General features: G+C 58.1%; 13 protein-coding genes. 6 read left to right on the top strand and 7 right to left on the bottom strand.

The window, feature by feature from the left end; genetic code table 11:
- The first annotated feature begins 6 nt into the window (after window positions 1–6).
- Window positions 7–2,229 (top strand): GH92 family glycosyl hydrolase, encoded by a 2,223-nt coding sequence (locus ESZ00_RS11435; RefSeq protein WP_129208387.1) that lies wholly within the window; start codon window positions 7–9, stop codon window positions 2,227–2,229.
- 62 nt (window positions 2,230–2,291) lie between these two features.
- On the opposite strand, the gene ESZ00_RS11430 is transcribed toward ESZ00_RS11435, so the two are convergent.
- On the bottom strand, window positions 2,292–4,073 hold the full coding sequence (locus ESZ00_RS11430) for a hypothetical protein (RefSeq protein ID WP_129208386.1): 1,782 nt from the start codon (window positions 4,071–4,073) through the stop codon (window positions 2,292–2,294).
- A 102-nt stretch (window positions 4,074–4,175) separates the two neighbouring features.
- Between ESZ00_RS11430 and ESZ00_RS11425 the strand changes: the two genes are divergently transcribed.
- The 5 genes from ESZ00_RS11425 (at window position 4,176) to ESZ00_RS11405 (ending at window position 9,630) form a co-directional block, all read left to right on the top strand.
- Window positions 4,176–4,661 (top strand): hypothetical protein, encoded by a 486-nt coding sequence (locus tag ESZ00_RS11425; protein ID WP_129208385.1) that lies wholly within the window; start codon window positions 4,176–4,178, stop codon window positions 4,659–4,661.
- 25 nt (window positions 4,662–4,686) lie between these two features.
- The gene (locus ESZ00_RS11420; protein WP_129208383.1) at window positions 4,687–5,853 is read left to right on the top strand and encodes an HlyD family secretion protein; all 1,167 of its coding nucleotides are present in this window, start codon (window positions 4,687–4,689) and stop codon (window positions 5,851–5,853) included.
- The gene (locus ESZ00_RS11415; protein WP_229741200.1) at window positions 5,850–7,466 is read left to right on the top strand and encodes an MFS transporter; all 1,617 of its coding nucleotides are present in this window, start codon (window positions 5,850–5,852) and stop codon (window positions 7,464–7,466) included. Before ESZ00_RS11420 ends, ESZ00_RS11415 begins: the two co-directional genes overlap by 4 nt.
- A gap of 103 nt (window positions 7,467–7,569) precedes the next feature.
- Window positions 7,570–8,871 carry a TolC family protein gene (locus tag ESZ00_RS11410; RefSeq protein WP_164981478.1) on the top strand — a complete coding sequence of 434 codons (1,302 nt, stop codon included), beginning with the start codon at window positions 7,570–7,572 and terminating at the stop codon, window positions 8,869–8,871.
- Between the two features lie 102 nt (window positions 8,872–8,973).
- Window positions 8,974–9,630 (top strand): RNA polymerase sigma factor, encoded by a 657-nt coding sequence (locus ESZ00_RS11405; RefSeq protein WP_129208379.1) that lies wholly within the window; start codon window positions 8,974–8,976, stop codon window positions 9,628–9,630.
- Window positions 9,631–9,678: 48 nt separating this feature from the next.
- Here the strand turns inward: ESZ00_RS11405 and ESZ00_RS11400 are convergent, their stop codons facing one another.
- From ESZ00_RS11400 to ESZ00_RS11375, 6 genes are all read right to left on the bottom strand, one after another.
- Entirely contained in the window at window positions 9,679–10,284 is a 606-nt protein-coding gene (locus tag ESZ00_RS11400) for a hypothetical protein (RefSeq protein WP_129208378.1), read from the bottom strand.
- Between the two features lie 178 nt (window positions 10,285–10,462).
- Window positions 10,463–12,490 (bottom strand): WG repeat-containing protein, encoded by a 2,028-nt coding sequence (locus ESZ00_RS11395; RefSeq protein ID WP_129208377.1) that lies wholly within the window; start codon window positions 12,488–12,490, stop codon window positions 10,463–10,465.
- 177 nt (window positions 12,491–12,667) lie between these two features.
- Window positions 12,668–17,737 (bottom strand): hypothetical protein, encoded by a 5,070-nt coding sequence (locus ESZ00_RS11390; protein WP_129208376.1) that lies wholly within the window; start codon window positions 17,735–17,737, stop codon window positions 12,668–12,670.
- Window positions 17,738–17,855: 118 nt separating this feature from the next.
- Window positions 17,856–18,386 (bottom strand): hypothetical protein, encoded by a 531-nt coding sequence (locus ESZ00_RS11385; protein ID WP_129208374.1) that lies wholly within the window; start codon window positions 18,384–18,386, stop codon window positions 17,856–17,858.
- Window positions 18,387–18,418: 32 nt separating this feature from the next.
- Complete coding sequence (locus tag ESZ00_RS11380) at window positions 18,419–22,639, bottom strand: hypothetical protein (protein ID WP_129208373.1); 4,221 nt, start codon at window positions 22,637–22,639, stop codon at window positions 18,419–18,421.
- Between the two features lie 587 nt (window positions 22,640–23,226).
- The gene (locus ESZ00_RS11375; RefSeq protein WP_129208372.1) at window positions 23,227–25,977 is read right to left on the bottom strand and encodes a DUF5695 domain-containing protein; all 2,751 of its coding nucleotides are present in this window, start codon (window positions 25,975–25,977) and stop codon (window positions 23,227–23,229) included.
- Window positions 25,978–25,993: the final 16 nt, after the last annotated feature.

The following is a 25,993-nucleotide window of genomic DNA, read 5'->3' as shown; positions in this document are numbered from 1 at the left end:
GTAGAGATGCATACAGCGTTCAAGGCGATGAATCGGGCGGTTTTCGTGCAGAAATATCTTCGGGCTTCTCTTCTTTGTTTCGGTTTGTTCACCGCGGCGGCCTATGCTCAGGTGGACTCTGTCGATCCCACGATCGGAAATATTGCGATCCTTCTTGCGCCGACCCGGCCGACGGTATATCTGCCGAACAGCATGGTTCGGATGTATCCGGTGCGTGAGGATGCGACAGCCGACCAGATCCAGTTCTTTCCCCTCACCATTCAATCGCATCGTGGCGCGGAACTCTTTGGAATTATGCCGGGAGATGGTTCTCCCGTTGCGTATGACGAGGAAATCACGACGCCGTATTTCTACTCGACGCGCTTTCATTCGCTTGATGCGAATGCGGAATTTACAGCAACCGAGCGCTGCGGATTCTTCCGCTTCAACTTTGCTCATGGGCAGGCACGACTTTTGCTGAGCAATCGCATCGCTGGGAATCTCAGCATCCATAATGGCGGTGTTGTCGAGGGGGAAGAGCAGTTCGACGGCATGGCGGCTTATGTCTATGGAGTTTTCAGCAAGCCGGTTCAAGCCTCAGCGTCGCAATCTGAGAATAAGCAGCGCCTTCTTATCTCTGCCGATACAGGTACGCTTGAATTTCGTTATGGTGTGTCGTTTATCAGCACCGATCAGGCGAAGCGCAATCTGCAGCATGAGATCGGTGCGCGCAGCTTCGAGCAGGTTCGCGATGCGGCGAAGGCGCGCTGGAACGAAACGCTGGGCCGCATTACGGTAGAGGGCGGCACGGAGGCGCAGCGTCGCGTTTTTTATACGGCGCTTTATCGCAGCTCTGAGCGCATGATCAATATCACGGAAGATGGTCGCTATTACAGTGGTTTCGATCACCAGGTGCATACCGATCCTCGGCCTTTTTACGTAGACAACTGGTTATGGGATACCTATCGCGCGCTGGAGCCGCTACAGACGCTGCTGCATCCGGCGATGGAGGCGGATAAGCTGCAGTCGTACGTGCGCATGTATGAGCAGGGCGGCATCATGCCGACATTCAATAATGTCACCGGGCCTGTGGCATGCATGAATGGCAACCACTCTGCGCCATGGTTTGCGGACGCATGGTTCAAGGGAGTGAGGAATTTCGATCTTGCCACTGCGTATGAGGGGGTACGGAAACGTTCGCTCGAGAGCACGCTGCTGCCGTGGCGGTTGGGGCCGAAGACACCGCTCGATGATTTCTATAACACGCATGGTTATATGCCGGCGCTGCGTCCGGGAGAGAAAGAGGTCTATCCGCAGGTGCACCCGTTTGAGAAACGTCAGCCCGTGCCGGTGACACTTGAAAACAGCTTCGACGACTGGTCGATCGCGCAGCTTGCCCGTGTGCTGCATAAGCCGGAGGATGAGACGTTATTTCTGAAGCGGGCTGGTAATTACAGGAATGTCTTCCGGGCAGATAAGGCCATGATGTGGCCGAAAGACGATGCAGGAAACTGGATTGAGCCGATGGATCCCAAGTTCAGTGGAGGCATGGGGGGCCGCGATTATTATGACGAGAATAACGGGTACACCTATACCTGGGATGTGGGGCAGGACTATGCAGGGCTGATCGATCTGATGGGTGGCGCGCAAAAGGCCGAGAGTCATCTTGACCAGCTGTTCCGTGAACCGCTTGGGCGATCGCAATATGAGTTTCAGGCCAAGTTTCCTGACTCTACATCGATGGTCGGTCAGTTTTCGATGGGCAACGAGCCCAGCTTCGCGATCCCGTATATTTACGATCGAGTCGGTGCGCCGTGGAAGACGCAGTCCCGCGTGCGGATGCTGCTCGACACCTTCTTTACGGATACATTACACGGCATACCAGGTGATGAAGATGGCGGTGGAATGAGCGCATTCGTCGTGTTTTCGATGATGGGCTTCTATCCGGTGACGCCGGGCATTCCGGTCTATGACATTGTCAGCCCGGTCTTTGACAAGGTTACGATCCATCTTGAGAATGGCAGGGATTTTGTCATCCTGGCGCGTGGTGCATCGCGCCAGAACAAGTATGTGCAGAAGATCGTACTGAACGGGAAGCCGCTCGACCGGGTATGGTTTCGCCATGCCGATATTGAGCAGGGCGGTGTGCTGGAGTTGACCATGGGAGACACGCCGAACACTGTACTCGGAGCGCTGTCGTCTTCATTTCCTCCGGATAGCATGAGCGTCCATCCGGAGGATTATCGCTGACAGAAATCGGCGAGCCTGCATCGTATTCCGGGCTGTCTATGCTTTCGGAGCGAGCATCTGCCTTATCCGTCGATATCGGTGACCAGCGTGCGGAAACGTTCGTGCGGGCGCAAAGAGTCGAAACGAGGATCGATGCCGATCAGAGGCAGTTCTGCCTCGCGGTTTTTGGCGGCAGTCTCGAGCAGGTTGAGCGCCTCGTCCTGATCGCCAAGAGCGAGAGCGAGTGAGGCAAGGCGGAAGCCGCTGATCGGAAGCGGGTGGCCGGGGGAAGCAATGATCCTGGCACGCAGGGTATGAGCGGCGGCAGACTCACCGGCAAGAGCAAAGATCTCGGCGACGACGGTCTGCATCAGAGCATGGTAGGCAAAGCGCTGCTGGAGGGCACGAGCCATGGCGAGAGCTTCCTCTCGATGGCCAAGCTGTACGAGTGAGAGTGCCTGGCAGGCATAGGTCTCGGCGGGCAGGGTGCCGTAGCGGAGCGCATCGTGAAGGCGATGGAGGCTGCCGCCGCGATCGACGCTTGCGAAGTAATCGAGACCTTCCTGATAGCGGCGGGACAAGAAGAAGAAGTGTGCGATGGAAGCCTTGAATCGGTGCGAAAAAGAATCGAGCTTTTCGCAGTCAAGATAGCAATCCCATGCCTCATCGAACCGGCCTCGTAAGGTAAGAAAGGCCGCGTACTGGCGCACGACGACATGAGTGCGTCCAAGATCGAGGGCGGCACGGAAGGCTGTTTCGGCTTCATTCCAGCGCCATTGCAGGGTGAGGGCACAACCGAGAGCGGAGTGGGCGTCGGCGAAATCCTGGTCGAGCCGGATGGCCTGTTCGGCGGCCTGCTGCGCCTCCTGGACCAATTGAGGAGAGTCTACTGCGCCGCGCTGTACGAGCCAGACGAGGTTCTGGGCGAGTCCGGCGTGAACGCGGGGATAGTCAGGCGTGAGCACAGCCAAACGGCGAAAGGCTTGCAGGGCGCGGGGCAGATCTGTCAGGGTGCCTTCTTCGAGCAGTTCTTCGGCAGCGAGCAGATCGGGATAGAAGCGCATCTGTTCCGGGGGAGGAAGGCCGGCACCGGCGCGGACAGCGGAGAGCCTGGGCCCTGTGCGAGTCATGAGTGCCGAGACGACACGCTCCTGGATTTCAAAGAGGTCAGGAGATTCAGCGCTCACTTCAAATCGCTGCGACCAGAGGCGTGCGCCTTCGGCATCGACTAACCGCGCATGGATACGAATGCGCGAATCGACCTGCTGTACGGTGCCGTCGAAGATCACTTGTGCTCCGAGGCGCTGCGCAAGCGTGGGGATATCCGCGGCCTGAGCGACGAGTTGCCCGATGGAACTGGCGGCAACGACACGGCAGCCCTCGGTGCGCATGAGGGCATGGACCAATTCATCGCTGATTCCAAGCGCGAGAGCGGAAGCGAGTGAGCTTGCAGAAAGCGGCTCGAAGGGTATGACCGCAATTGAGATGCCTTCATGGCGCGGTGTGCTGTTGCCTTCCAGAGAATGTCTCATACGGAAAACAGGAACATAAGAGCCGGGACGGAAGTAGATGTAGACAGGATTATCGCGGCCTTCGCCTTCGTAATACTCCTTGAGTTTGGTGCGCAGGCGGCGGGCTTCTGTGCGAACGATGGAGTCCTGGCTGGGATTATAGGTGGGTCTGCGGTCATAGACCTGAGTTCCGATGACCGCTTCCTTGAGCGAAGCGTGCTCGCCCTGGAGTGTTTGCTCGATGGTGAAGCGAAGAAAGCGTGCGAGTCGCTCCGACTGCAAAAAGAGCGGGCTGGCGAGGATTCTCTCGAGCTCCGACCGTATCTCGGCCTGAGGAATGGCGTTGTCTGTCAAGAGTGAAACCTCTGAGGCACTTCGGGGGGATCGTAATCTGCGTACCGAGCCATTCTATGACTCCACCTGGCTTCTTCCTATCTTTCAGGGAGCGTGCTCACGGTGAGATCACCTCTGCTCACGCTGCCAGACGACAGTATAGAGCGCAAAATCCAGACAACCGGAGCTGGAAATGTGACGGGGGCGATGACGGATGTGGTGACGGGCAGGGCAAAGCCGAGAGTCGTTGCACTGGTTCCGGCAGGAGCGCAGCCGCAGGTGAGCCGCTGCCTGGAGCCGGTGGTCGCAAACCTGATGTTCCTGCGTGACGCAGACGAGATTGCGCGGATCAACCGGCAGAGCTGCCCGTTCGATGTACTGCTGGCACCGGCAGCGTTGCTGCACGAGCACTGGCGGCTGTTGTGGAGGGAACTGGCGACGGGCGAACCGCACTGCGCAATTCTGGTGTATTCGCCGCAGGCAGACTTCCGGCTATGGTCGGAGGCACTGGAGCTGGGGTGCTTCGACGTCGTAGTGGAACCACTCGATGAGAGATTGCGCGAGGCAGTATGCCGGGCCTTCGAGAGCACGCAGGCGAGCGACAGATAGCGGGAGAGCAAAGGAGCGAGACGAGATGGCGGAGCAGGCCGAGATACGATCCGGAATTCAATCTGCAATTCGATCATGGATGATTCCGGTGGTGGTGCTGGCCGTGGCTGCGCTACTGCTGCTCACCATCCGAGGTCGCTGGCTCTTCTGGCAGAGTGGACGCGGCGAGCAGAGTACCGATGACGCCTATGTGCGGGCAGATGTAACGCCGCTGAGCACGCGTATTTCAGGCACCGTGCGCAAGGTGAACGTGGGCGACTACCAGCCGGTGAAGGCGGGGCAGGTGCTGATGGAGCTGGAAGACAGCGACTACGGTGCGGAACTCGAAGAGACAAAGGCCGCACTGGCCGCATCCGAAGCGGCGCTGGCAGATAACCAGGATGCGAAGCGTGTAGCCGATGCGCAGATTGAAGCAGCAAAGGCCGGCGTGCAGCAGGCGGAGGCTTCGGTCGAGGCGGCCCAGGCAGGTATTCAGGCCGTAAAGCCGGAACTCGAGCGTGCTCTGCTGGAGCAAAAGCGCCAGGATGCTCTATATAGCTCGCAGGCGGCGACGCACCAGACGATCGAACAGGTGGCAGCTTCGACTGCGCAACTGCAGGCAAAACTGGCCAATAGTCAGGCGGACCTAGCGAAGGCTCAGGCGGCTGAGATTGCCGCACGGAGTGCGGTGATGGTCGCTGAGCGGCAGCGGTTGGCACTCGATACGAAAGACCGCAGCTATCGTGCGGACATCGCAGCGAAGCAGTCGGCGATTACGGTCAGTCAGGTGAACCTGGGGTATACGAAGATCGCCTCGCCTGAAGACGGTTTTGTGAGCGAACGGCATGTGTTTGTGGGGCAGCTTGTGACTCCGGGGACGCAGATGATCGATGTGGTCAACCAGGAGCCCTGGATACAGGCAAACTTTCTTGAAACGCAGCTGGCACACATGCGTGAAGGAGATCGTGTGGATGTGCGCGTGGACAGTTTTCCAGGTGTGAAACTGCACGGCCACGTAGCTCGGATTTCGCCGGCCTCCGGTTCGCAGTTCGCGCTGCTGCCTCCAGACAATGCAACCGGAAACTTCACGAAGGTGGTGCAGAGGATTCCAGTGAAAGTGGTGCTCGACGGCGATGAACCGGAGATTGCGCGGCTACGACCGGGGATGTCGGCAGTGGTGACCGTTCATCCTAACAAGGAGCAGGAACGGTGAGCACACAGCCGCAGACTGGACAAGGTAACGCGCAGACTATCACCACGCATCCGGTGTTGGGAGTGGTGGGTGTGCTGCTGGGAGCCATGATCTCGACCTGCCAGGGACGGCTATTGAGTGTAGGGCTTGCGGATCTGCGTGGGGCAATGCATCTCGGCTTTGACGAGGCCTCATGGATGGGTACGGCTTTCAACGCAGCGATGATGTTTATCGGGCCCTTCTCGGTTTATCTGGGGGGACTACTAGGGCCGCGGCGCGTGCTGCTGAGTGCTGCAGTGATGTTCACGGTGCTGATGCTGGTATTGCCACTCGTCCATGGGCTGACGCCGGTGCTTATCATGCTGGTGCTGGCAGGGTTGACGGCAGGAACGTTCTATCCGCTGACGCTCTCGTTTGTATTGCGCAGCCTGCCGATGCGTTACATCTTGCTGGGCATTGCGATGTATGCGATTGACATCGTGTTCACGACGGATGCTTCGACGGCACTCGAAGCGTTCTACATGGATCACTTCTCGTGGCGGTGGATCTTTTGGAATGGCGCATTGCTGACGCCGCTGATGATCGCACTGCTGCACTATGGCATGCCGCACCAGCCATTACCGGAGGCAGATCCAGGCAAGCCACGCGTGAACTGGCGTGGATTCCTCTATGCGAGTCTCGGAGCAGCGCTGATCTATATTGCGCTTGACCAGGGGCAGAGACTGAACTGGTTCCACTCGGGCACGATCGTGGCGTGTTTTGTCTCTGGAGCGTTCCTGGCAGGGGCAGCGGCAGTGCGCCATTTTGTACTGCCGAATCCGCTCATAAACTTTCAGTTCCTATGGCGACGCAACACGCTGCTGTTGAGCCTGGTGCTGGTGAGCTTTCGGTTTGTCATGCTGGCGACCGTGGTAAGTATTCCTAACTTCCTTGGCTCGATTCAGGGTTATCTTCCACTGCAGACTGGCCGTGTACTGCTGTGGGTAGGACTGCCGCAGTTCTTGTTGGGACTTGGAGCGATGGCACTCATGCGGTGGGTCGATCCTCGGCTGCTGTTGGGGGCAGGCTTTGGGCTGGTCGGATTAGCCTGCGTGATGAATGCACAACTTACCTCGGTATGGTCGGGGTCCAGTTTTGTGATGACACAGGTGGTGATGGCGGTGGGATTGCCGTTGGCCTTTAATGCGATGGTTGGCTCTCTAATTTTGGAGTTGATCAATACGGGCGCTCTTAAACGGCCAATCGATACGCTGACCTTCGCCGGCTATTTCCAGACAGTACGCCTTATGGGCGGAGAGCTGGGAGCGACGATGATGGGGCGCTTCCTGTCGGTGCGCGAGCAGTTCCACTCGAACATTCTTGGGCTTGGCGTAAATTCCGGCAGCTCGATTACGGTACACAGACTGTTAGCGCTACGCGCGGGGATACTTTCCCAATCTGCAGGCACAGCTACAGCACGGGCCGGGGTTTTGCTGGCGGCTGAAGTGAAGAAACAGGCGCTAACTCTGGCAGTTGCTGACAGCTTTGCGTTGATTGCCTGCTGTTGTGTGGTGTGCCTGGTGGCCGTGTCCGCGATGGCAAAGGTTCCGGTGCCGTATCGCAAGGTGATCGCCGCTGATGCCAAAGCAGCTTGAGGAGCATATGTTTCGAGTTCAAATTCCCAACCGGATGATGCGTGAGATTTCTTTGCTGCGACGTGCGTGCGTGACTGCTGTAGCTATGTGCGGGATTGCTCCTATGGCATGCGTTGCGCAGGATGCTGCTGCACCCGTGCATCTGACACTGCCGCAGGCAATTGATATGGCGATGAAGCAAAATCGCGATGTGAAGCTGGATAAGTTAGGTATCGCGGATGCGAAGCAGAAGAAGGACATCGCGCGATCCTCGTATTTCCCGAAGATTGCGAATGATTCGAAGATGACTTACATCACGGAGCTGGCAGGTGTAGCGATTCCGGCAGGTGCCTTTGGCGATTTCTCTACAACAGGAAAGGTTCCGGGGAAGACATTGTTTCTCGATCAGGGCTCTTCGCTGAGCTATACGAGCGGTACAAATCTGGATCAGCCCGCGACACAACTGTTCAGGATTCATGAGGCGAACCGCGCGGCGCAGGCAGATGTACGCATGGCGGATATCGATCTTGAGCGAGGGCAGGATGATGTGACGCTCAAGACGCGCGAACTCTACGACCAGGTCTTGATTGCGCAGCAGAAAATCGAAGCGGCGAAGCAGGAGATCGTGGCGCGCACGGTGAAAGACGATGAGGCGAGGCACGATGTGGAGCGCGGCAATGCTCTGACCGAAGCGGCGATGGAGAGTCACGCGGCATTCCTGGAAGCGAAGCAGGATGAACTCGAGGCGGAGCTTACATTGCATGGGCTGATGCTCTCACTCGCCGATTTATTGGGGCTTCCGGTGCATACGCCGCTGGTCCTTGATCCGGAGACTGCGATGGTGGATGTGCCACTTCCGTCGCGTGAAGAGTGCCTGCGCATTGCAGAGGCCGGAAGTCCGGAGTTGAGATTGGCGGAACAGGCAATCGAGAAGGCGCGTGCAGGGTTAGCAGCAGCAAAGGATGCGTATATTCCGGATGTGACGGGAATTGCGCACTATAGCTATCAGAGTGGTGTGCCGTTACTGGTACATAACTTTGGCATCTTTGGGTTCTCATTGCAGTATGACCTGTTTGACGGAGGCAAACGCGAGTCGCAGGTTCGCGATGCGCGTACGGAACTGGAGATGTCAGAGTTAAGCAGACAGAAGCTTGAAGATGAGATCACGGTACAGCTGGAGCAGGCCTACGACAAAGTAGACCAATGGCGCGAGATGACGCGTGCGGCCGAAGCTGTGATGACGGCGCGTGCAGAAGCAGCTCGGCTGAGCGATCGGGAGTTCGAGCAGAGTGAGGTGCTGCCTTCGGCCACAAGTGAGGCACACGCGCAGGAAGCAGGATCGCGGGCTCAGCTGCTGGCGGCACAGCTGAGCCTATCCATGGCTGAGGCCGAAGTGCGACGGATCATCGGGGCCCCGAGGCTGTAGTGAAATAAGTTGGCACTTGTGGTGTTTTTCTAACATGGACGCGATACGAACCATATGTTGTTCTGAAGCTAGCCTATGTCGTAAATCCTGCCGCAATAACTAATGACAGCGCTGTATTTCTTCCTACTGAAAGGCCTCCCAGCGATGAAGATAGAAAGTGTGCGCAGAGATGCGATGCTTCCGCTCTACGACCTTGAAAAGCAATTAATCGAGGCGGCATGTGCAGGTGACCATGGCGCGTTTACGGTGCTGTGCGAACGTCATGCACGGCGCGTGTACCGGGCGATTTTGCGCGTGACGCGCAACGAAGAGGATGCTCAGGACGCACTGCAGGACGCGCTGTTGCGGGCGTATCTACACCTTGGCAGCTTTGACGGGAGATCGCAGTTTTCAAGCTGGCTGGTTCGCATCGGGATCAATTCGGCTCTGGGGCTGCTCCGGCGCAATCGCGCGCGACCTCAGGTTCCGCTGGATGACGAATATGTGTTCGGCGGTATGGGAGAAGAAGGCCTACCCGATTGCGGGGTAGATATGGAGCGCAATTACATGGAACGTGAGCACCTAACACATCTGCGTCATGCCGTAGCGCGGCTGCGGCCAAAATTGCGAGAGGTGTTGGTGATGCATCATGCACTGGACTGCTCCACGCGCGAACTGGCCCTACGTATGGGCATGAGTGAGTCCGCGGTGAAGTCGCGGCTTATGCGTGCGCGGCGCGAGGTAATGCGGTCCTGGTCTGTACAAAAGATGGTTTCATAGCGCACGCAGGAGGACGATGTGTGGTTCAGGTCTGAAGCATCGCTGGGTTTATGCCAGCAGGCTCACTGTAGAGCTAGAACTGCTGGCACTGCTCGAGCTTGAGCCGAGGCTCTCGCTGTCCTGTTCGAGAATATTCGCGCCGGAAGAGCTGGATGTAAGCGAGGCTAGTTCAGACAGCGAGCTTCCTGCCAGCGAATCGTCTCCAAATTCCATTGCCTCGACAGCTGCATTGATCAGCTCTTCACTCTCTGCCTGCGAAGCAGAGGTGCTGGTGCCTGTAGTAGAGGAACTGGTGCTGGTGCTTGTGCCAGCCGCGGATGCAGCGTTCAATGCCGTAGCATCGAGTTCCAAGAAATCATCCTGTGCCGAGGTAAGATTCCCGCTCTGCAGGTCTGTCCCGAGCTGATTGAGCTCGTCGACGAAAGATGTAGAACTGCTGGAGGAGGACGCAATGTCCGACAGCAGACTGGCGGTAATGCCACTGTCCGAGCTGGTCGCTGTCGATGACGTTGTCCCATTCAACGCATCGTCAGAAAGAGTGACATAGTCCTGTTCTGCGGCGCTGAGATTGCCACTCTGCAGATCCTCGGCCAGCTGATTCAGGTCGGTGACAAACTGATCGGTCGTAGAGGATGAGCTGACGATCTGAGACAAAAGACTCGTTGTAAATCCGACACTCGACATAGTGAAAAACTCCCCGGAAATGAGCAATCTGCGAAGGCGACGCTATGGGCGCGCACACGATGCACTCACTCCATCGGCTAACAGGAGAGAAACATCAGCCTTCCCTAGTCGGAAAGGGAAGGCTGGCGCTCCAAGATGTGCTGTATGCCTAGTGCGCTTGCATATCGTAGCGAATCCAGGTGTCGGGGATGTTGTGTTCGGAACATTCGTTACAGTGCAAAGTCGTCGGAGTTGTACGGATAAAGGTCAGTCGATGCAGAGATGAGCTCTGGCAAAGCGTCGGATCATCCTGGCTCGATTTCGAGGTTAGAAGTATCGAGAAACCTTTCGTATCACGGCAAAGCGGTAAGGTATTAGGGAGTAATGGAAGTTCGGCTGTGGCGAATTCACCTAAAAAGATGAATGCCTGCGTTTGGGAGAGCAGCAGGCTCGGCCATGTGGCTTCGCGCAGGAGCCCATTGTGGGATCCGTCCAGCACCTGTTGTTCATGGGAGAAGGGCTTGGGTAGATAGCACTCCGTGGTTTTTGCACGGGTAATGTTTACGACAGGGTTTGTGTCGCATGGCAGGCCAAGCACATCTTGAGTAGTGCTGCGCGTTGCCCAATGATCATTCGAGCGAATGAGCGTAAATCGATGAGTCTGCCCATGTTGCGAAAGAAGCAGGGTATGTTCGAGAGAGTCCCCATCCACAAACGCATCGTATGCGAAGGGAATGAGCGTTTCTCTAGATGCGGTAATGACACCTAATTTTCCGCTGTTCTTCGCTAGAAAAAGATCGCTATAGCCATCCAGCAGACTGAGCTCTTCGTAATCGGGAGGCAGGATCTGCTTTCCTGTTCGACCATCAACCAGCTCTGCGCGATTGTTTCGCGTGGCAACCAGTCTCGGATCATCCTCGTCCAGAGACTCGATGCTGTCGAACTCTGTGGGGAGAAGCGTGTCTCCGGTAGCGGAGAGGAGTCCGAATCTCTGTCCTTTCGAAACGATATAGTAGGCGGGCACATCCGCTCTTTTGTCCCCGTCGGCTGCAGGGGTATTCGCGGGAAGAAGTTTGAGGTTGATATTCTCCCATGCGGGAGAAAGGATGATCTTCCCGTTGGAATCGATCACCCCATATTGATGCGCACCCTCCTGCTTCGGTACATCGATAAGAAAGAGGCTGTTGTCACTCTGATGAAGCTCGTTGATGGCACTGTACTGTGGCGCGACTATCACGGCTAATTGTGGTGAGAGCAGTCCCCACTTTTCGTTGCTATAGATTGCAAGACGCTTGCCATAGGGCTTCATGACGGCGTAGCGATGGTGGGGAATCACTTCCTGAAGATCGGCATTGAGGGCATAGCTATCATCGGTTTCGCCGCTGCCAGTGTTCACAATCAGCAGGTGGCCTTCCTCCCACCAGGAGATCTGCTGATCTTCAGCCATGGGAAGAATTGGCTTCCCATCATGGTCAAATACGCCTTGCGCATCATCTTGTTCCGCAATGATAAAGGGCCCTCGACTCTGGAGTAACCACTTGCCGAGAGGAATCAGCAGGTGGCCCGTAGCGGGGGCGATGGCTCCTTCTTCCGGTCCTTCGCGAACAACCCAGAGAGAGTTTTTTTCACCGGCAAAAGGCTTTGAGATGCTGTCGAAGCCAGTCTCCATGAGATTGTGGCCGTTTGCATCGAACAAGAAATCCTTATTGTTTTGCGTAACGATGAAACGCTGCGCAGCCGGGATATAGTGAACTTCCCGGTACTTCACAGGAATCAGTATTTGACCTGAACTATCGCAGACTCCTTCGACAGTCTCGGTATTCTTTTCCCAGGATTCCAGGAGGAAAAGGGCAGGGCCATCTTTATCGAAATGAGAGATGAAGTCGTATTCGCCTGGGAGGACATTGTGTCCTTTGGCATCGATGATGCGCCATTTTCCGTGGATATCGATGATCGCAACACTGCCTTGTACAGAGAAGCTCTCCACATCATCAAACACGGTGCTGCCATCTGTCATGGAAGAGCAACGGAAGACTTTGCCATTGGGAGTACAAGTAAGGTTCGCTTCAGGCCAATGAATTTCAGAAGGAGTTGGGCTTTGAGCTGCCGCACGTGCTCCGGGCAAAAGGCCCATGCAAAAGCACAGCATCAGAAATATTGCGCGGCGTGGAAGACGCTGCGATGTTGCGCTCTTCACGAATCAATACCCTTTCATTCTCAAGGAAATCTTTATCGACGACTGGTTAGGGCGGCAGTATGGCTGCGCCTCGTGCTGCCCCTTTCACTCTACATAGATGTCCGTATGTGATTCCAGAGGGATAGGAGAATATGATCCTCACGGATTGTTTGGCGAAGAGCTTTGTATATGTGCTCCTTATAGGTTGCGTGGCTTATGGATAACTGCGCCAAGGCTGAGAACGCCGATGGTTGCGGCTTCGGTGACGGGAAGTCCGTTCAGCGTGATGCAGGGTGCTTCGGCGCCCAGGTTCCCCTGGAACGTGATGGAGAGCGTGTAGCGCCCGCGCGGGCTGCCGAGCGGCAGAATGAGGCCGCGCGTGTTGTCGGAATTCCAAAGCACGTCGATCTGTTTGAGCCCGAGCGAAGAAGGAGAAATGGGTGTGAGTTGAATCCACTGCCAGATACGTTGCCAGGGGAGAGCTTCAGGACTTTCGAGCAGAATGGCGCGGATGTCGAATCCGGTGGGGTCGAGGAAGAGGGTCATCTCCGTATCGGGGACGGCCACTGGCTTCTGTGTGCTGGTAAGATCGGCTCGGCCCAGGGCACCGATGAGCGCATCAAAGACCGGGACTGAGGTCTGCTGGAGTGCTTGCCAGGCTTGTGATGTCGCCTCTCGTGCTGTAACGAGGGCATGGTTGCCGTTATCGGGCCAGGGCGCGCCGGGTGCGAGATCATCGGCTCGGGGATCGAACTGTGCGACAACGCCGGCCAACGTTGCGCGCTGCTGCGTGTAGATGGTTTGCGCGGTGGTGAAGGCCGAATACCCGTTGGCTGCATCGGCGAGCCAGGTATTTACATCGACGGAAGTGTTGTAGTGACGCAGCGGCGCTGTACCCGCTACACCGGCAAGCTGATCTGCGGCATTGCTCATCTGGCTGCTGAATGTGGCATAGCGCGAGGTGGTGAAGGTGACCCGCTCGAGCGTGGTGAGCGCGGCCTGGGCTGTGTACCAGTTTTCGAGATCTTTGAGGAGGCTGATGGCATCGGAGGCGGAAAAGATCTCCTCGAGCGAGCCTGTCCCAGCTCCGGCCGCAGGATAGAAGTCACTGGTAGCGCCGAGCCACGATCCGGCGACAACATCCAGCGTGTACTGCATCTGCGGCGCGAGCGGCTGGAACCACAACTGGCGGGCCGTCGCCGCGGCCTCCTGCTCCTGGCGCTCCTTGAGGATAATGCCGATGATGCCTGGGTTGAGCTGCTGAATACCGGGACCGGTGAGCTGGGACACGTTTGTGATTGCAGTGTTTTGCAGGGAGGCCGCGGTATCCGGCTGCAGGTTGGAATCGATCTTCACCAGCGCGCGCTTTTCGAGACCGGCAAGTTGCGCGCCGGTGAGAGTAAGCAGGCCGTCCTGATCGGATGGCTGAATGACACTGGGTAGTGGAACGGTGAGCGCAGTGGCGACAAGCGCGGATTGCTGGGGGATAGAAGGCACGTGGATTGCGAGTGTCTGGAGCAGCAGATGATTCTGGTTGCGATCGACACAACGGAAATGGAGGGAATTGGCGATGCCGCGACCTCCGGCGGCTACGTATAACGCGTTGACATAGCTCTCGCAGAACTCGACATTCACATCGTATCCGTAATAGGCGGTTACAGCGCCGTTCAACGGCCAGGACCATTGCGTGTAGGTAGTGAGGTCGTCGATGGCGCCGCCCAGAGGGAATGAAGTGAAAGGCTGCTGCATGGTGCTGCAGTTGACGGCCAGTTGCGGGAAGTTCGCAGCTTCGGCAGGCACAGGTGTGGTGTTGGTGGGGGTGCTGGGCAGACCGGAAGTATTGGGAATGGACGCGCCGATCTCTGCGATACCTGGTCCGCAGGCAGTCTGGAAATAGGCGAATTCGACGATGGGAGAACCATCAGGCGCGGTCTGATACTGCGGTGTGCCGCCGTTCACGCGGGCCGCTTCAATCTTTGTGGTGACGCGCAGTGCATAGGTTGCGGGTGCTTTGGGAAGGATAGCCATGGCTGTGGGGGGGACAGTGTAATCGAGCGCGTAGAGGACGAGCGTGGCACCGGAGGTATTCTGCATGCTCAATGTGAGCGTGGAGATAGGCGTGGCTTCGGGATCGAAGGTGAGGGTCCACTGCATGAAGTTGGAGTCCCACGACTGGGCTGTTGGTGTCAGGGTGACACCGTCGCCGACGCAGGTGGGCGCGTTGTAGGCGTAGAGGAGTTCGCCTTCGTCCACGGCGACGACGGCGGTGAGCGAGGAGAGCACCTCTGGCTGCGGAAAGGTGATGGCGACAGAGGGTTGCTGTGAGCCTCCGGCGTTGGTGAAGGCGAGCCCTTGCTGCAGGCCCGGGGCGTTTCCTGTTCCGATCGCTGCAGGCTGGGTGTTGGTGGTTTGAAAGTCGAGGCCCTGATTGTTGAACGACGTGCCATAGTTCTGGGGCGTGGAGGTGCTGCTCCAGGATACTGTCCAGAATTCTCCTTCGACCATCATCCAGGGAACGACTTTGAGCTGAATTTGCGTGGCACTCGTTGGCGCGAGCCACACGCCGCTCAGGTAGGTAGTGTCGGCTTGCGCGCTGGCTTCTGTGGGAGGCACCGGAGGAATGGAGGCGACGAGGCTCCACGCGCCGCCGACCCACTCGTATAGGCTGACGTCGATCAGCGAGTGGCGGATGAGGAACTGGACCGAGGGAGGATTCGGGTTGATATTCGACATGTCGTCTTTGCCTACTTCGGTTGGGGGCGGAGGAGGCGGGGTGGTCACGACTTCGGGTGGAAGCTGCGCCTGGGGCAGCGCATTGTTGAAACCGCCGCTCATATCGACGACAGGATGAGAGAAGTTGAGGACGAAGTGCGTGTCCTGCGGCAGGACGGGGGCCATCTGTGTTCTGCTGGTGTTGTCGGGCGTCATGTCCGGGAGCATGTCGGCGAGATTGCCGGAGCTGACACGATTCTGCCAGTTGGTCAGCGCGGTTCCGGTGAGATCGAGGATGCCTGGCGCCTGGGGATTGTCGTACTGCACGGTGAGATCGGGGAAGGGGCCGTTGCTACGGTGGGCCAGCAGCACGTAGTGATCGCTTGCCGGCTTGCCGGCAGAGTCGCCATGATCGGAGAGCGCCGCGTCGATGTGGCTGAGCGCCAGTGGGACAGGCGGTATGGAGCCGTCGTCGCCGCCCCACGACAGGGAGATGGTGCCACCGACATTGGGCAGAGGCCAGGGGAGATCGAGCTCTACAGAGAGCTCGCCATGCACCCAGAAGGGATTGGGCGCGCAGCCTTCGAGCAGCGCGTCGGCGGAGATGCCGACACCGATGCCGAAGGCGCTGAGCTGCACGCTTCCATGCAGCTCGATGCCGCCGGCGATCTGCAGTGGCGACCATTGAATGGCCGCCAGCGTGGCAAGATAGGCATCGAGGCTGGCGGAGAGCGGACCGAAGCTCCATGAGCCCTGATAACCGGTCCAGGTGCCGGTGATGAGGCCGGCATTGCTGACGACAAAATAGGCGTCCGTCTCGAAGATATCGAAGATGCGTGCCGAGACGCGCTGTGTGTGTGGTGGCTTGCCCATGGCAAAAAACCACTCACCGGCAGTGGCGTCGACATAGAGCTCCGCGGTCGCTTCGATGTCGAGCACGACGGGGATCGAGTACTGCGCGTCGATGGTGAGATCGAAGGTGCCGGAATTACCGTCATAGGTGGCCATGGCTTCGAAGTTCGCATCCTGGTCCGCGCCGCTGATGCGCTTCGACAAAATATTCGCTTTCCCGATGAGGGAGATGACCGGGCCGGGCATGAGGATGACCAGCATAATGGCCGCGGAGACGGTGTACCCGTCGTCGGCGCTGGTGCCGATGGTGCAGCCGCCACCGATAGCGAAGGCGCCTTGCTGTGGGACGAGCCACTTGGTGAAGTCCGTTGCGCTGTAGTCAGGCGTGGCATTGAGCTGTGGTCCGCTGGTTCCGGCTGGGTACTTGTACCACTGCCACCACGTGTCGTTTGGCTCGGGGTCGGGATCGAGACCCGTCGCGACGAGGCCGGAGAGGCCGTAGAGCGAGACATCCATGAAGATCGGGATGCCGACGGGAAGCTCGACATCGAGCGCGAGAAAGAAGACGGATTGCCCGCCGAAATTGCCCACGATGAAGTTGGCATCGACTTCGAGATCCATTTCGTCAGGCAGCACCTGCACTTTTACGGAGCCGGCGAAGAGATCGATGCTCTTGGGGCCGGTGGGCCCGACCGGGGCGATGGAGTTGAAGATCGACGGCATCAGCCCGTAGGGCACAAGATCGTTGGGCGTGTTGGCATCGACGTGGATGTGATCGATTTCGCCGTCGATGGTGATGACGCCGGGAATTTCAAAGGAGATGCCGACGCCGTTGAAGGAGATCGAGCCCGTGGTGAGATTGACTTTCAATCCCTGCACAGAGCCGCCAAGGGAGAGCCCTTCCACGAGATTGATATCGCCGTTGAAACCGATCCATTTGCCACTGGCGTCGCTGCCGAAGCCGAGAGCCTGCAGCGCGATGCTGAAGCCGTAGAAATCGAGCGCCATCTGGTTGGGTAGATTGATCCATCCACCCTGGAGGGAGATGTTTCCCTTGCTGTCGATGCCGAGTCCGCGCAGCTCGATGCTGGGCCAATTGAGCCCTGGTACGGTAATGATCAGGTTGCCTGAAATGATGATGGTCCAGGTGCCGGCGGACTCATCGAACTCTATCGAGGCGACATCGATTTCGACACTGCCGAGGCCGCCAGGGAGGTTATAGACAAGCTGCACCAGACCGTCAGGAGTCGTCGGTGAAGAGGTGGTGGCGGCGAGCGTAATGCAGAGGGAGCCGTCCTGCTTCGTGCTCACTTCGACATCCAGCGTTTCGGGGTTGCCATTTTCATCGGTGAAGAAGGGGATGGTCAGCGCTCCTCCGATGGTGCTGGCGGCCATGCCTCCATTCGCAATGGTCACATCGAACGCGGTGAGGGCAATGGCAAAGCCGCCGGCCAATGTAGCGGAGAGCGGATTTGCATCGAGCCCGTCGACATAAAAATGACCTGAGAAGCCCTGTGAGCCCATGAAGGTCACATCGTCGGCATGGAGGCTCTGGCCGCTGCTCAGTGTCACGCCAACGGTGAGCCCCGAGGCGTCGTCAGAGAGGGTGAGTACGCCCTGGCCGAGAGCGGCATCCGCCACTTCCTGCAGGATGGGAACGCCGAGGGATTCGAGAAGCGAAACGATGGACGCAGATGACGCCATGACGGTTCCTTTATTCCCGCCGGCCGCTGGGCTGACGGGTGTTCGACGCGATCGCTATGACGGAATCCCGCAAGACACGCGGAATGCCGTCTTGACCATGAATGGTGCGCCTGCCGCCCTAAAAGAGCGCGGCGAGCGCCGTAATCTGCTGTGACAGCTGCGCCAGCTCATTGGCGGCCTGGGTCAGATCTCCTCCGACGGCTTGAATCAGATTCTGGATGGTGGTGAACAGCTGACTGGCGGAGTTGAGCGCGGAGCCGGCCGCCGAGCCGGCGCTGGAGGGCAGCAGGGTACTGGCCATCGATAGCGCGGATTGCAGGCCGTTCATGACGTCTGTTGCGCTGGTGCCCGCGGGCAGGCTGCCCTCGAGAGACGCCAGCTTATCGGCGATGGTGGAGATGACCTTCGCGACATCGGTGAGCGCGGTGTTTACCGAGGAGCCCACGGATTGCAGCGAGGAGATGCTGAACAATGTATTCAGCAGTGGCTGGAGAACGCTGTAGAGCGAGCCATCGGTGGCGCTGGAGCCTTCCCAGGTGCTGGGCGTATCGCCGGAGCTGATCGTTGAGGGGTTTGGAGTGACGAGAAACGAGAGCGCTGTGACGACCGGCGCAATTGGATCAGGAGGTGTCGTTGCAGGGGTGCCCATGAATGCTGTCCTTTCCCGGATGGAATGGGGTTTTATGAAGCAATGGCCAACATCTGCGCTGCAAAGATCGTGGACGGTAAAGAGAGATTCCCGAAGATATCCACGCTGACGATGGCATAGGCGTTGGGAACGTTGACGCTCGGCGGCGGCGCGCCTTGGAGCGTATTGGAATCGACAGGCGTACCCGTGGAGAGCACACCGTCGGTGAATCCGGCGCGACGCACCGGAACCTGACCGAAGACTTTAACCTGGCCCTGGTAGGTCGCGACGACGACTACGGGGATGCCGCGTCCAAGGCCGATGCGCAAGCCGGTCAGGCGTACATAGGGCGGATTGCTGGCGACGATCTGGGCGATGCCGCCGGTAGAAGGCGGCGTCCAGTAGTTGAAGGCGATCTGATGGAGCGGCCCCAGTGCGGCGCTGTACTGATCGAGACGGTAGATACCGTTGATGCTGTCCGGTGCAGAACCGGAGGGCAGTGTGATCTCTGCCATGTCGCTGCCCTGGTAATCGCGCGCGCACAGGCGCGGATCGGGAACGAGCGCGATGATGCGGGGATCGACCTGTCCTGCTCCAAAGGAGACAGAGGGCGACGACTGCGGATTGTAGGCCACCTGCGCGAGAGCCGAGGGGCTCAGAGGGTAGGCAGGATTCGGGCCGAAGTAGCGCAGGTCGGCGAGCTGATCGACGCTGGCGGACCGGTAGACAAGATACGCCGCGATATCAGGGTTGGTATCGAGCGCCCAGGCAACAAGGATGGATGACTGCGTGGGCTGCAGCTTGTAGAGCACCGGTGGACGCGGCGGTGTCACCACGCGGGTGTAATAAGGACCGATGGTTCCGGTAGCGCCGCTGACTGTGCCCGCGGAGTTGACGGTGGTCATCCGGTAGACGTTGCGGCCGTAGCCCGTGCCGTTGACGCTGTCGGACATGGGAGTGCTGGAGGTATAAGGCGAAGAGTTCACGCGCGCGTAGCCGGGAGCATTTTGCGAGATATCTGCCAGAGCGCGCAGCTCGTCATCGAGCAGCCCTCCATAGAAATGCTCGATGAATTCCCGCTGTGCGTTCGAGTCGGACAGAAGATTGGCCATGGTCCACGACGTGCCGGCCTGGGCGTTGTAACAGGAGAGCCACTGGGTCAGATCGTTGATCCAGGCGGCGAGGTCGGGGCGCTGCGCAGCTCCGCCGTCAGGCACGATGGGATTGGGGTCGGCCGCGTTGTTGAGAGCGATCCGTCGCGTTACATCAGCGAGCTGGATGGAGCGAACCGGAGCGCGTTGCAGGATATAGCCGTAGATGCCTGCTCCGCCGCTCAGGCTGAAAGGCAGCGTGGCGCTTGCCATGCCGGTGTAATCCGCAGGGTTGTAGTACACGTGATCGACGGAATGGGTGGGCGTGGGCGGAGCAGGCGGAACCAGGCGTTGCGCGCCGGTGAAGCGAAGGGTGACGGAGGTTGGCTCCGGTTGATTCGGATTGACGCCATTCGGATCGACGACCTGCTCGCTGCCGTCGAAGGGATTCTTTGTCGATCCCTGGATGGAAATCTGTCCGCGAGCCGTGTTTTGTGCCATGGGAATACTGAGTGGCACAGACAACGTGGGTTGCACGCTGTAACCAGAGATGAGATATGCGGTCTGCCCGATAAAATCGCCGGACGTGGAGACGATGCGCGCACTCGATCCGGCCTGAACCGTGGCTACCACCGCTCCGCCCGAGGTGACGGCGGCGGGACGGGTCACGTAGCGTTCGATTGTCCCGTCGGGGAGCGTGAGGATCAGCATGGCTGCAGGATCGGTCGGTTGCAGCGAGGGCAGCGCAGGGTTGGTTTGTATGGTGACGATATTGCCTGCTCCGATGGGCGCCGGAGTGACATTGATCGCAGTGACTGTGAGTTGGGTGGCGATGCGCTGCGGAAGAGTGAAGTTCTGAGTCGTGAGAACACCGGTCGGCGCGCCCGTAGCGAGATCGACCGATTGCACGGTGGCCTGAGCAGTCTCAATGTCTGGATAGAGGACAAAAGAGGCTCCTGACCAGTTGACCTGATAGAGGAGGGTTCCGCCCACCCATGCATCGCCCGCCGCATCGGGCGCGCCGCCTCCTGCGGTTGTGTTGTTGAACTGGATAATGCGGAGATTGGTAGGTGCGGCAGCGACTCTTTCAACGCCGATCGGTGTAGTCCAGGCAGACCAGTTACCGACGGCACCGAAGAGATCGAATCCTGCAACCCGATAGCTGTAGCTGCCCAGTGGATCGGGCACGCCGGTGTCGAGATACCGATAAAGACGTGGTGTCGTGATTTTGGAGGTTGCCGGTGTCGGTGAGCTGGCGACGGAGATCCATTTCCCGAGGCGCGTGAGACTTGAGGACTTCCCGCTGTCCTGACGTTCGGCGACAAAGCCGATCGGACGATCGGGCGGAGGCAGGTCAAGCGGATCGGTCATGGGATTGCCGGTAGTTTGCGCAGCCGTGGCCGCAGGCGCAGGCCATTCCAGGTTGAACATGCTGTGCGGAACGAGAGCGAGAGTGGAGGGATCGACGTCAGCCTGGCGGCGTACAAAGCTGCACGCTGGCTGTCCTGGTGCAGCAATCGGAGAAATAGCGGAGGGTGGACCGAGGAGAGCGAAGCGGATGCCGATGGTGTCGGGCGAAAGCGGGTGGAGTGTCAGTGATCCAACCGCAACAACAATGCCGGAGGTGACGTTCTGTGTGACGCCGCTAATCTGGATGGTATCGATGGGAGCGGATGCGCTGGCTGCCGTAACGGTGACCGAGGCCAGCGTGGTGTTGTGGAAGCTGGCGGAGGCGACGGAAGTTCCATTCGAGAGCGCGGTGACCGTGCCCTGGCCTGCGACCTGCGCGTCTACCTGCATATAGGTTTGCGGCAGTGCGATGCTGACAGCCGGCGCAGCCGTGGGAAACCAGAGATTGCTGACAGGCGAATAGAGCGCGAGCATGGCTTCGGGCTGCTGTGATGCGGTGAGGCTGCCCAGCGCCGTGTTCAGCGCGGGCGCGATGGCGGTGGGCGCGCTGGGATCGGTCTGCGGATCGTAGTTGCCACTGCTGTCATCGCGCAGCCAACGCCAGAGCGAGGTATTGCCGTTTGCTGTCTGGATACTCATGCCATCGAACTGCGCCTGTCCGAGGGCTAACGGCGCGCCAGGCGCGAGGCCAGGGTAGAGTGTCAGATCCTGGCAGGGCGTAGATCCCCAGAAGCCGATCAGGAAATAGTCGTAGCTGACGCCGGGAGCGATCTGGTCGTCGACAAAATAGAGGCCGAGAACGCGGGCAAAATAAGGATCGAGAGCCAACAACAGCAGTTCCTGCATGAGAGACAGGTTCAAGTCAGGTGCATTGGCTCCAGCCGGCGAAGACTCAAGCGGCACATCGGGAAGAAGTGTGCTGGGAAAGCCTTCGACGAGGCGTTTGAGCTCGGCGCGAAGCTTGTCGAGTTCTGCATGCTGTTGCGCTGTGGAGAGCGATGCTGCCAGCTTCAGTGTGCCGAGGCGGCGCAGCGCTTCTTTCACATCCTGCACGGCGACGGTCGAGTCGGGTGTGGTCTGTGGGTCTGGTGCACCATAGTAGCGTGCAGGCCAGTTTGTATTGGTGATGGGCAGGGTGAAAGGCACGCCCCAGCATTGCCATCCATCCTTGCCAGGGTTGCCCCACACCGGTTGTCCGTTGTTCGGTGGATTCGTGCCGCCGCCGGTCGTGCTCCCACTGCCGCATCCACAATAGGCAGGAGGCTCTACACTGCAACCACATTCCTCCATGCTGCTGGCGCCGGTGACACGAACGCAGGAGATTTCGCGCGCTGCGATACTGATGCGAAATGCTCCTGGCCGGACTCGTACGACTTGCCGGCTGGTTTCCTCCAGTTTGCCGTCGGAATTCTGACAAAAGGTCTCGATCAGAATTTCGTCACAATCCTCAGCCGAGCAACCGGCGAGCATCACGCTGCTGCACGGCGTAGGAGCAACAGCCTCAAACTGATCGGTTCCCGGCACGGCTGTCACCGGGACGGTGACAGCTGTGGCCTGATTCACCAGAGTCGCGTATGCAGCCGGAGGAGCGAACGCCGTTCGATCCTTCGTTGTCGTGGCACGGCGGCAAAGCCAGAAACCGCCGGGCGGAAAGCCTAATTCCGGCTGAAAGCTCCATCGCAAATGGATGCCCGGCTGCATGGGCTGCCCATCAAAAGTGGTTTCTGAGCCGCTGGCGATTCCGCCTTGTAATCCTAGGACGACAGTTCCCACAGTTTTCCTCCTGTCGCTTCGCCTGCTGAATGAGCAGATAGATCCATACCGGCGCAACGCTGGTATCGCGTTTCACCGCGTGTGCGGACAGCTCGGACTGCGTAAACGCAGCTTGTCGAGAGCCTGCATGGCACGAAACTGGTTCGGGAATGATGCCTGAGGCGATGACCGGTCGCTGAAGAGAGGGAACGAGACGAGCGACCGCCTGAGTGAAGCTGCAGAATCTGCGACGATGCCTTGCAACCTCATGGCACTTCAGGCACTGATGCGATTGGGCTCCTTACTTGCCTGCCGTGGGTTCCATTATGCAGAGGAGTGAGCTGCGGAGATGCTCCACCGATGACGACTAAAAGCCCGGCCAAAACACCGTTTCTCTCAATACGAGACAGAGCGGCGGGAGTTGCAAGCAGAGCATGGGAGCGGCTTGTCGAAACCTTCCGCAGTGTGCGGCGTTGACCGTGCCTTCTCAATGAGTGCGCATGATAGTGCACGATGAAAAAGGCATTGTCAATTGCATTCTGACGGAGGATAAGTTCCATACGGAACGGGTGTTTACATTTCTTACACCGATGACAAGCTAATCGATGTCAGATCGAGGTGATTTCTATTTGCACCTTTGAGCTTCCAGCGGGAATGCTCAGCTCAAATAGGTTCTTTTCATTACATTGAAGTTCATGCGTTTCTGAGCCATATCTGATTTTGTAACTATGTACAGGCAGGCCTTTGATTAGAAGCTGTGCTTTCCCGCTGCTTATCGTTTCAGATTCCAGCATGAAGAGAAATTTCTGCTGATCGGCAAACCAATGAATAGGCTCTTCCTTTGCGAATCGTGCACCTGTGAGTTCGAGATCGATTTTCTGCCCCGATATACGCAGGTGGAGACGCCTTCTTACGCCATCGCGTGGAACGATGAGCAAGGATGCCTTCCCGGTTTTCATCTCACCACCGAAGCAAAAGCGTCCAAAGACAGGGTCATCGGCAACGATCGTCGCCGACGACCGCAGTGCTCCACAGTAGCCCAGATCTGTTTCGGAAGAGTAATACCAGGGGCCGCGATGGTGGGGTTGTCCAAGCCACGTCATGCCATATGCTGCCGGCTCGAAACCGCCTCCTGTTCCGCCATCGTTTGCCTCGCCGGGAAACCAGTATCCGCATCCGCTCTCTCGTGTGCCTGTGTTCATGAGGGACCATGAGCTGAGATAAGAGGCGAATCCAAGACGAATCGTGGCATCGGGTTCATGGCCATCGTAAAGCGCGTGATTCAGCACGCCCCATCCGCCCATGGGTGACATATAGCTGAGGGTGAAGGAATCGCCTGCGCCGGCACGGTAGTCGCTGCCGTAGTAGTAATACGCTTTTTCAATCATGCCGCGGCAGAATAGATTGGCGCGTATCTGTGTCGCGGCGAACTTCGCGGTTGCTTCCGGAGTGATTCCCGGAGTTGCCGGGTGATCGAGTGCGTAACGTGCAAGTGCCTGCGTCGATTCGAAGCCAGTAGAGTCGAACGCATATTCCGACCCGAACAGGTTCGTATTGCCGCTCACAAAGTAGGCGACCTTTTTCTCCCAGTGCATGCGCAGTTGTGTCGCCTGATCATGTTTGCCTGTTTTATCCAGTTCTTCGATGAGTTGCGGGATGACTATTTCGTTATAGAAGCCGGTCTCATAAGCGGACCAGCCGACGACGCGCATGGGGATGATAAACATTCCAAGTGCGGTGCCATATGCCCGTTCGAGGTATGTCTCCGGGGCCAGCTTCATGTTGATTCCGGGGTAGTCGCGGGCAATGCGATACATACTGAAATACATGACTACGATATGCGGGTAGTCATAGGCTCGCCAGATATGACGCCTGCCTTTGCTGCCGGGATCACTGCTGTCGCGATTCTGCTTCCAGTCGGGGATGCCGTATATGCCGTAACTGTCGGTCTCCTCTGTGGTGCGCTGCAGACCGCCCCATACAAAGTGTTCTATGTAGTAGTCCAGCGCTTCTACTTCGGACTGGTCAGGAAATTCTGCATTCTTGCTTGCAAGATAGGCCGGCTTGCTGAGTCCTGGATCGTCGCAGGTCACCTCATAAATACGCCACCCTTTGATGCGGTCATAGTTATCCGGTCCGAGCTGTACTTGAGAATCCATATTCCACTCTCCAAGCAGACCGTTATACCACTTGCTTGTGTCGCGAACTTGATGCCTGGCGATGAATGCGGCGCGTTTGTGAATCAGCGTCTCAAGTGGTTCGGAGGCAAAGAACTCCAGCCGTGTCGTGCGATTTACACCGTGGTGCACGGTCAGCATGTTTTCGCCAAGCCGATTGAATTTCACACGATAGAACGTATATCCGTTTCGCTCGCCGAGTGGTTCAATCATTGTCTGTTCGATGTGTTCGGCGGCAATGTGTGTGATGGAGTCCTGCGACCGGACGGCAAGACAGGTGAACAGATCGGAGGGAACTGTCATGCCAGGCGCGATTTCGACATCGATGCCGCCTGCCTCCACCAGCCGTTGTCGCACGCCCGCATAATCAAGTGCCCAGGCGAACTGGAAGGCATAGGTGTGCTCGGATCCTGCTTTGCCGGCTGGGGCAAGCGTAGTGCTCGTTCGCGGCTGACGCCATCGGCCGCCTACCGCCTGTACTGTTTCGTTCACGGCCGTGGAGTGGATGTAAGCGCGAAATGCGGGGCGCTCTCCTTTGGTTGCCGGCGGAAGGTGGTCCCAGTATTCCAAAGAGGTGCCATGCTCCGGGGTCATTACCAGATAGGGGCCGACGCTGTTCGATCGCATCCAGAACAGGAATGAGCCATGTCCGGAGATAAAGCTGTGTTTCAGGACAGAAGCGGTTTGAGGCTCTTTGCCATTGAAGCTGGAGTGCATCGGCAGCGGTAGAGCCACATCGCCGATCTCGATTGTTTCCGGGGAAAGATTGCGTACTGCAATCGTCCATCGGAGTATCTCGCGCTCAGGCGCCAGGCGAACGGCTATTTCGAGCGCATGACCACGTTCATCTTGAGCCAGATATGTGGCGGGAGAATCATGACTCGGAGTCGATTCCGCAGTGCGAAGTTTTTGCCAGGCACTATTGGGGTGTCGCCAGGCAATTTCGACATGACCAAGTTTCTGTCCTGTAGCCACATAGTTGGTAGGAAAAGCATCACCGGCAAAACGGAGACTCGTCACTGCGCCTTCATCGAACTCGAGCAGGAACGGAGAAGAGGTATGGACGTCTGCTCCAGGAGTGTTCAGTTTGTTGGGATTGGCAGCCCATAGTTCAGATGGAAGGGAAGTACTGGCTGCCAAGGTCGCAGCTCCGAGCAGGAATTCACGACGATTCGCAGCCATCGTTCGCCTCGCACGT

This window comes from Silvibacterium dinghuense (assembly GCF_004123295.1).
GTDB lineage: Bacteria > Acidobacteriota > Terriglobia > Terriglobales > Acidobacteriaceae > Silvibacterium > Silvibacterium dinghuense.
The sequence above is the reverse complement of the archived record's forward strand: the minus strand, read 5'-3'. Positions and strand labels throughout refer to the sequence as shown.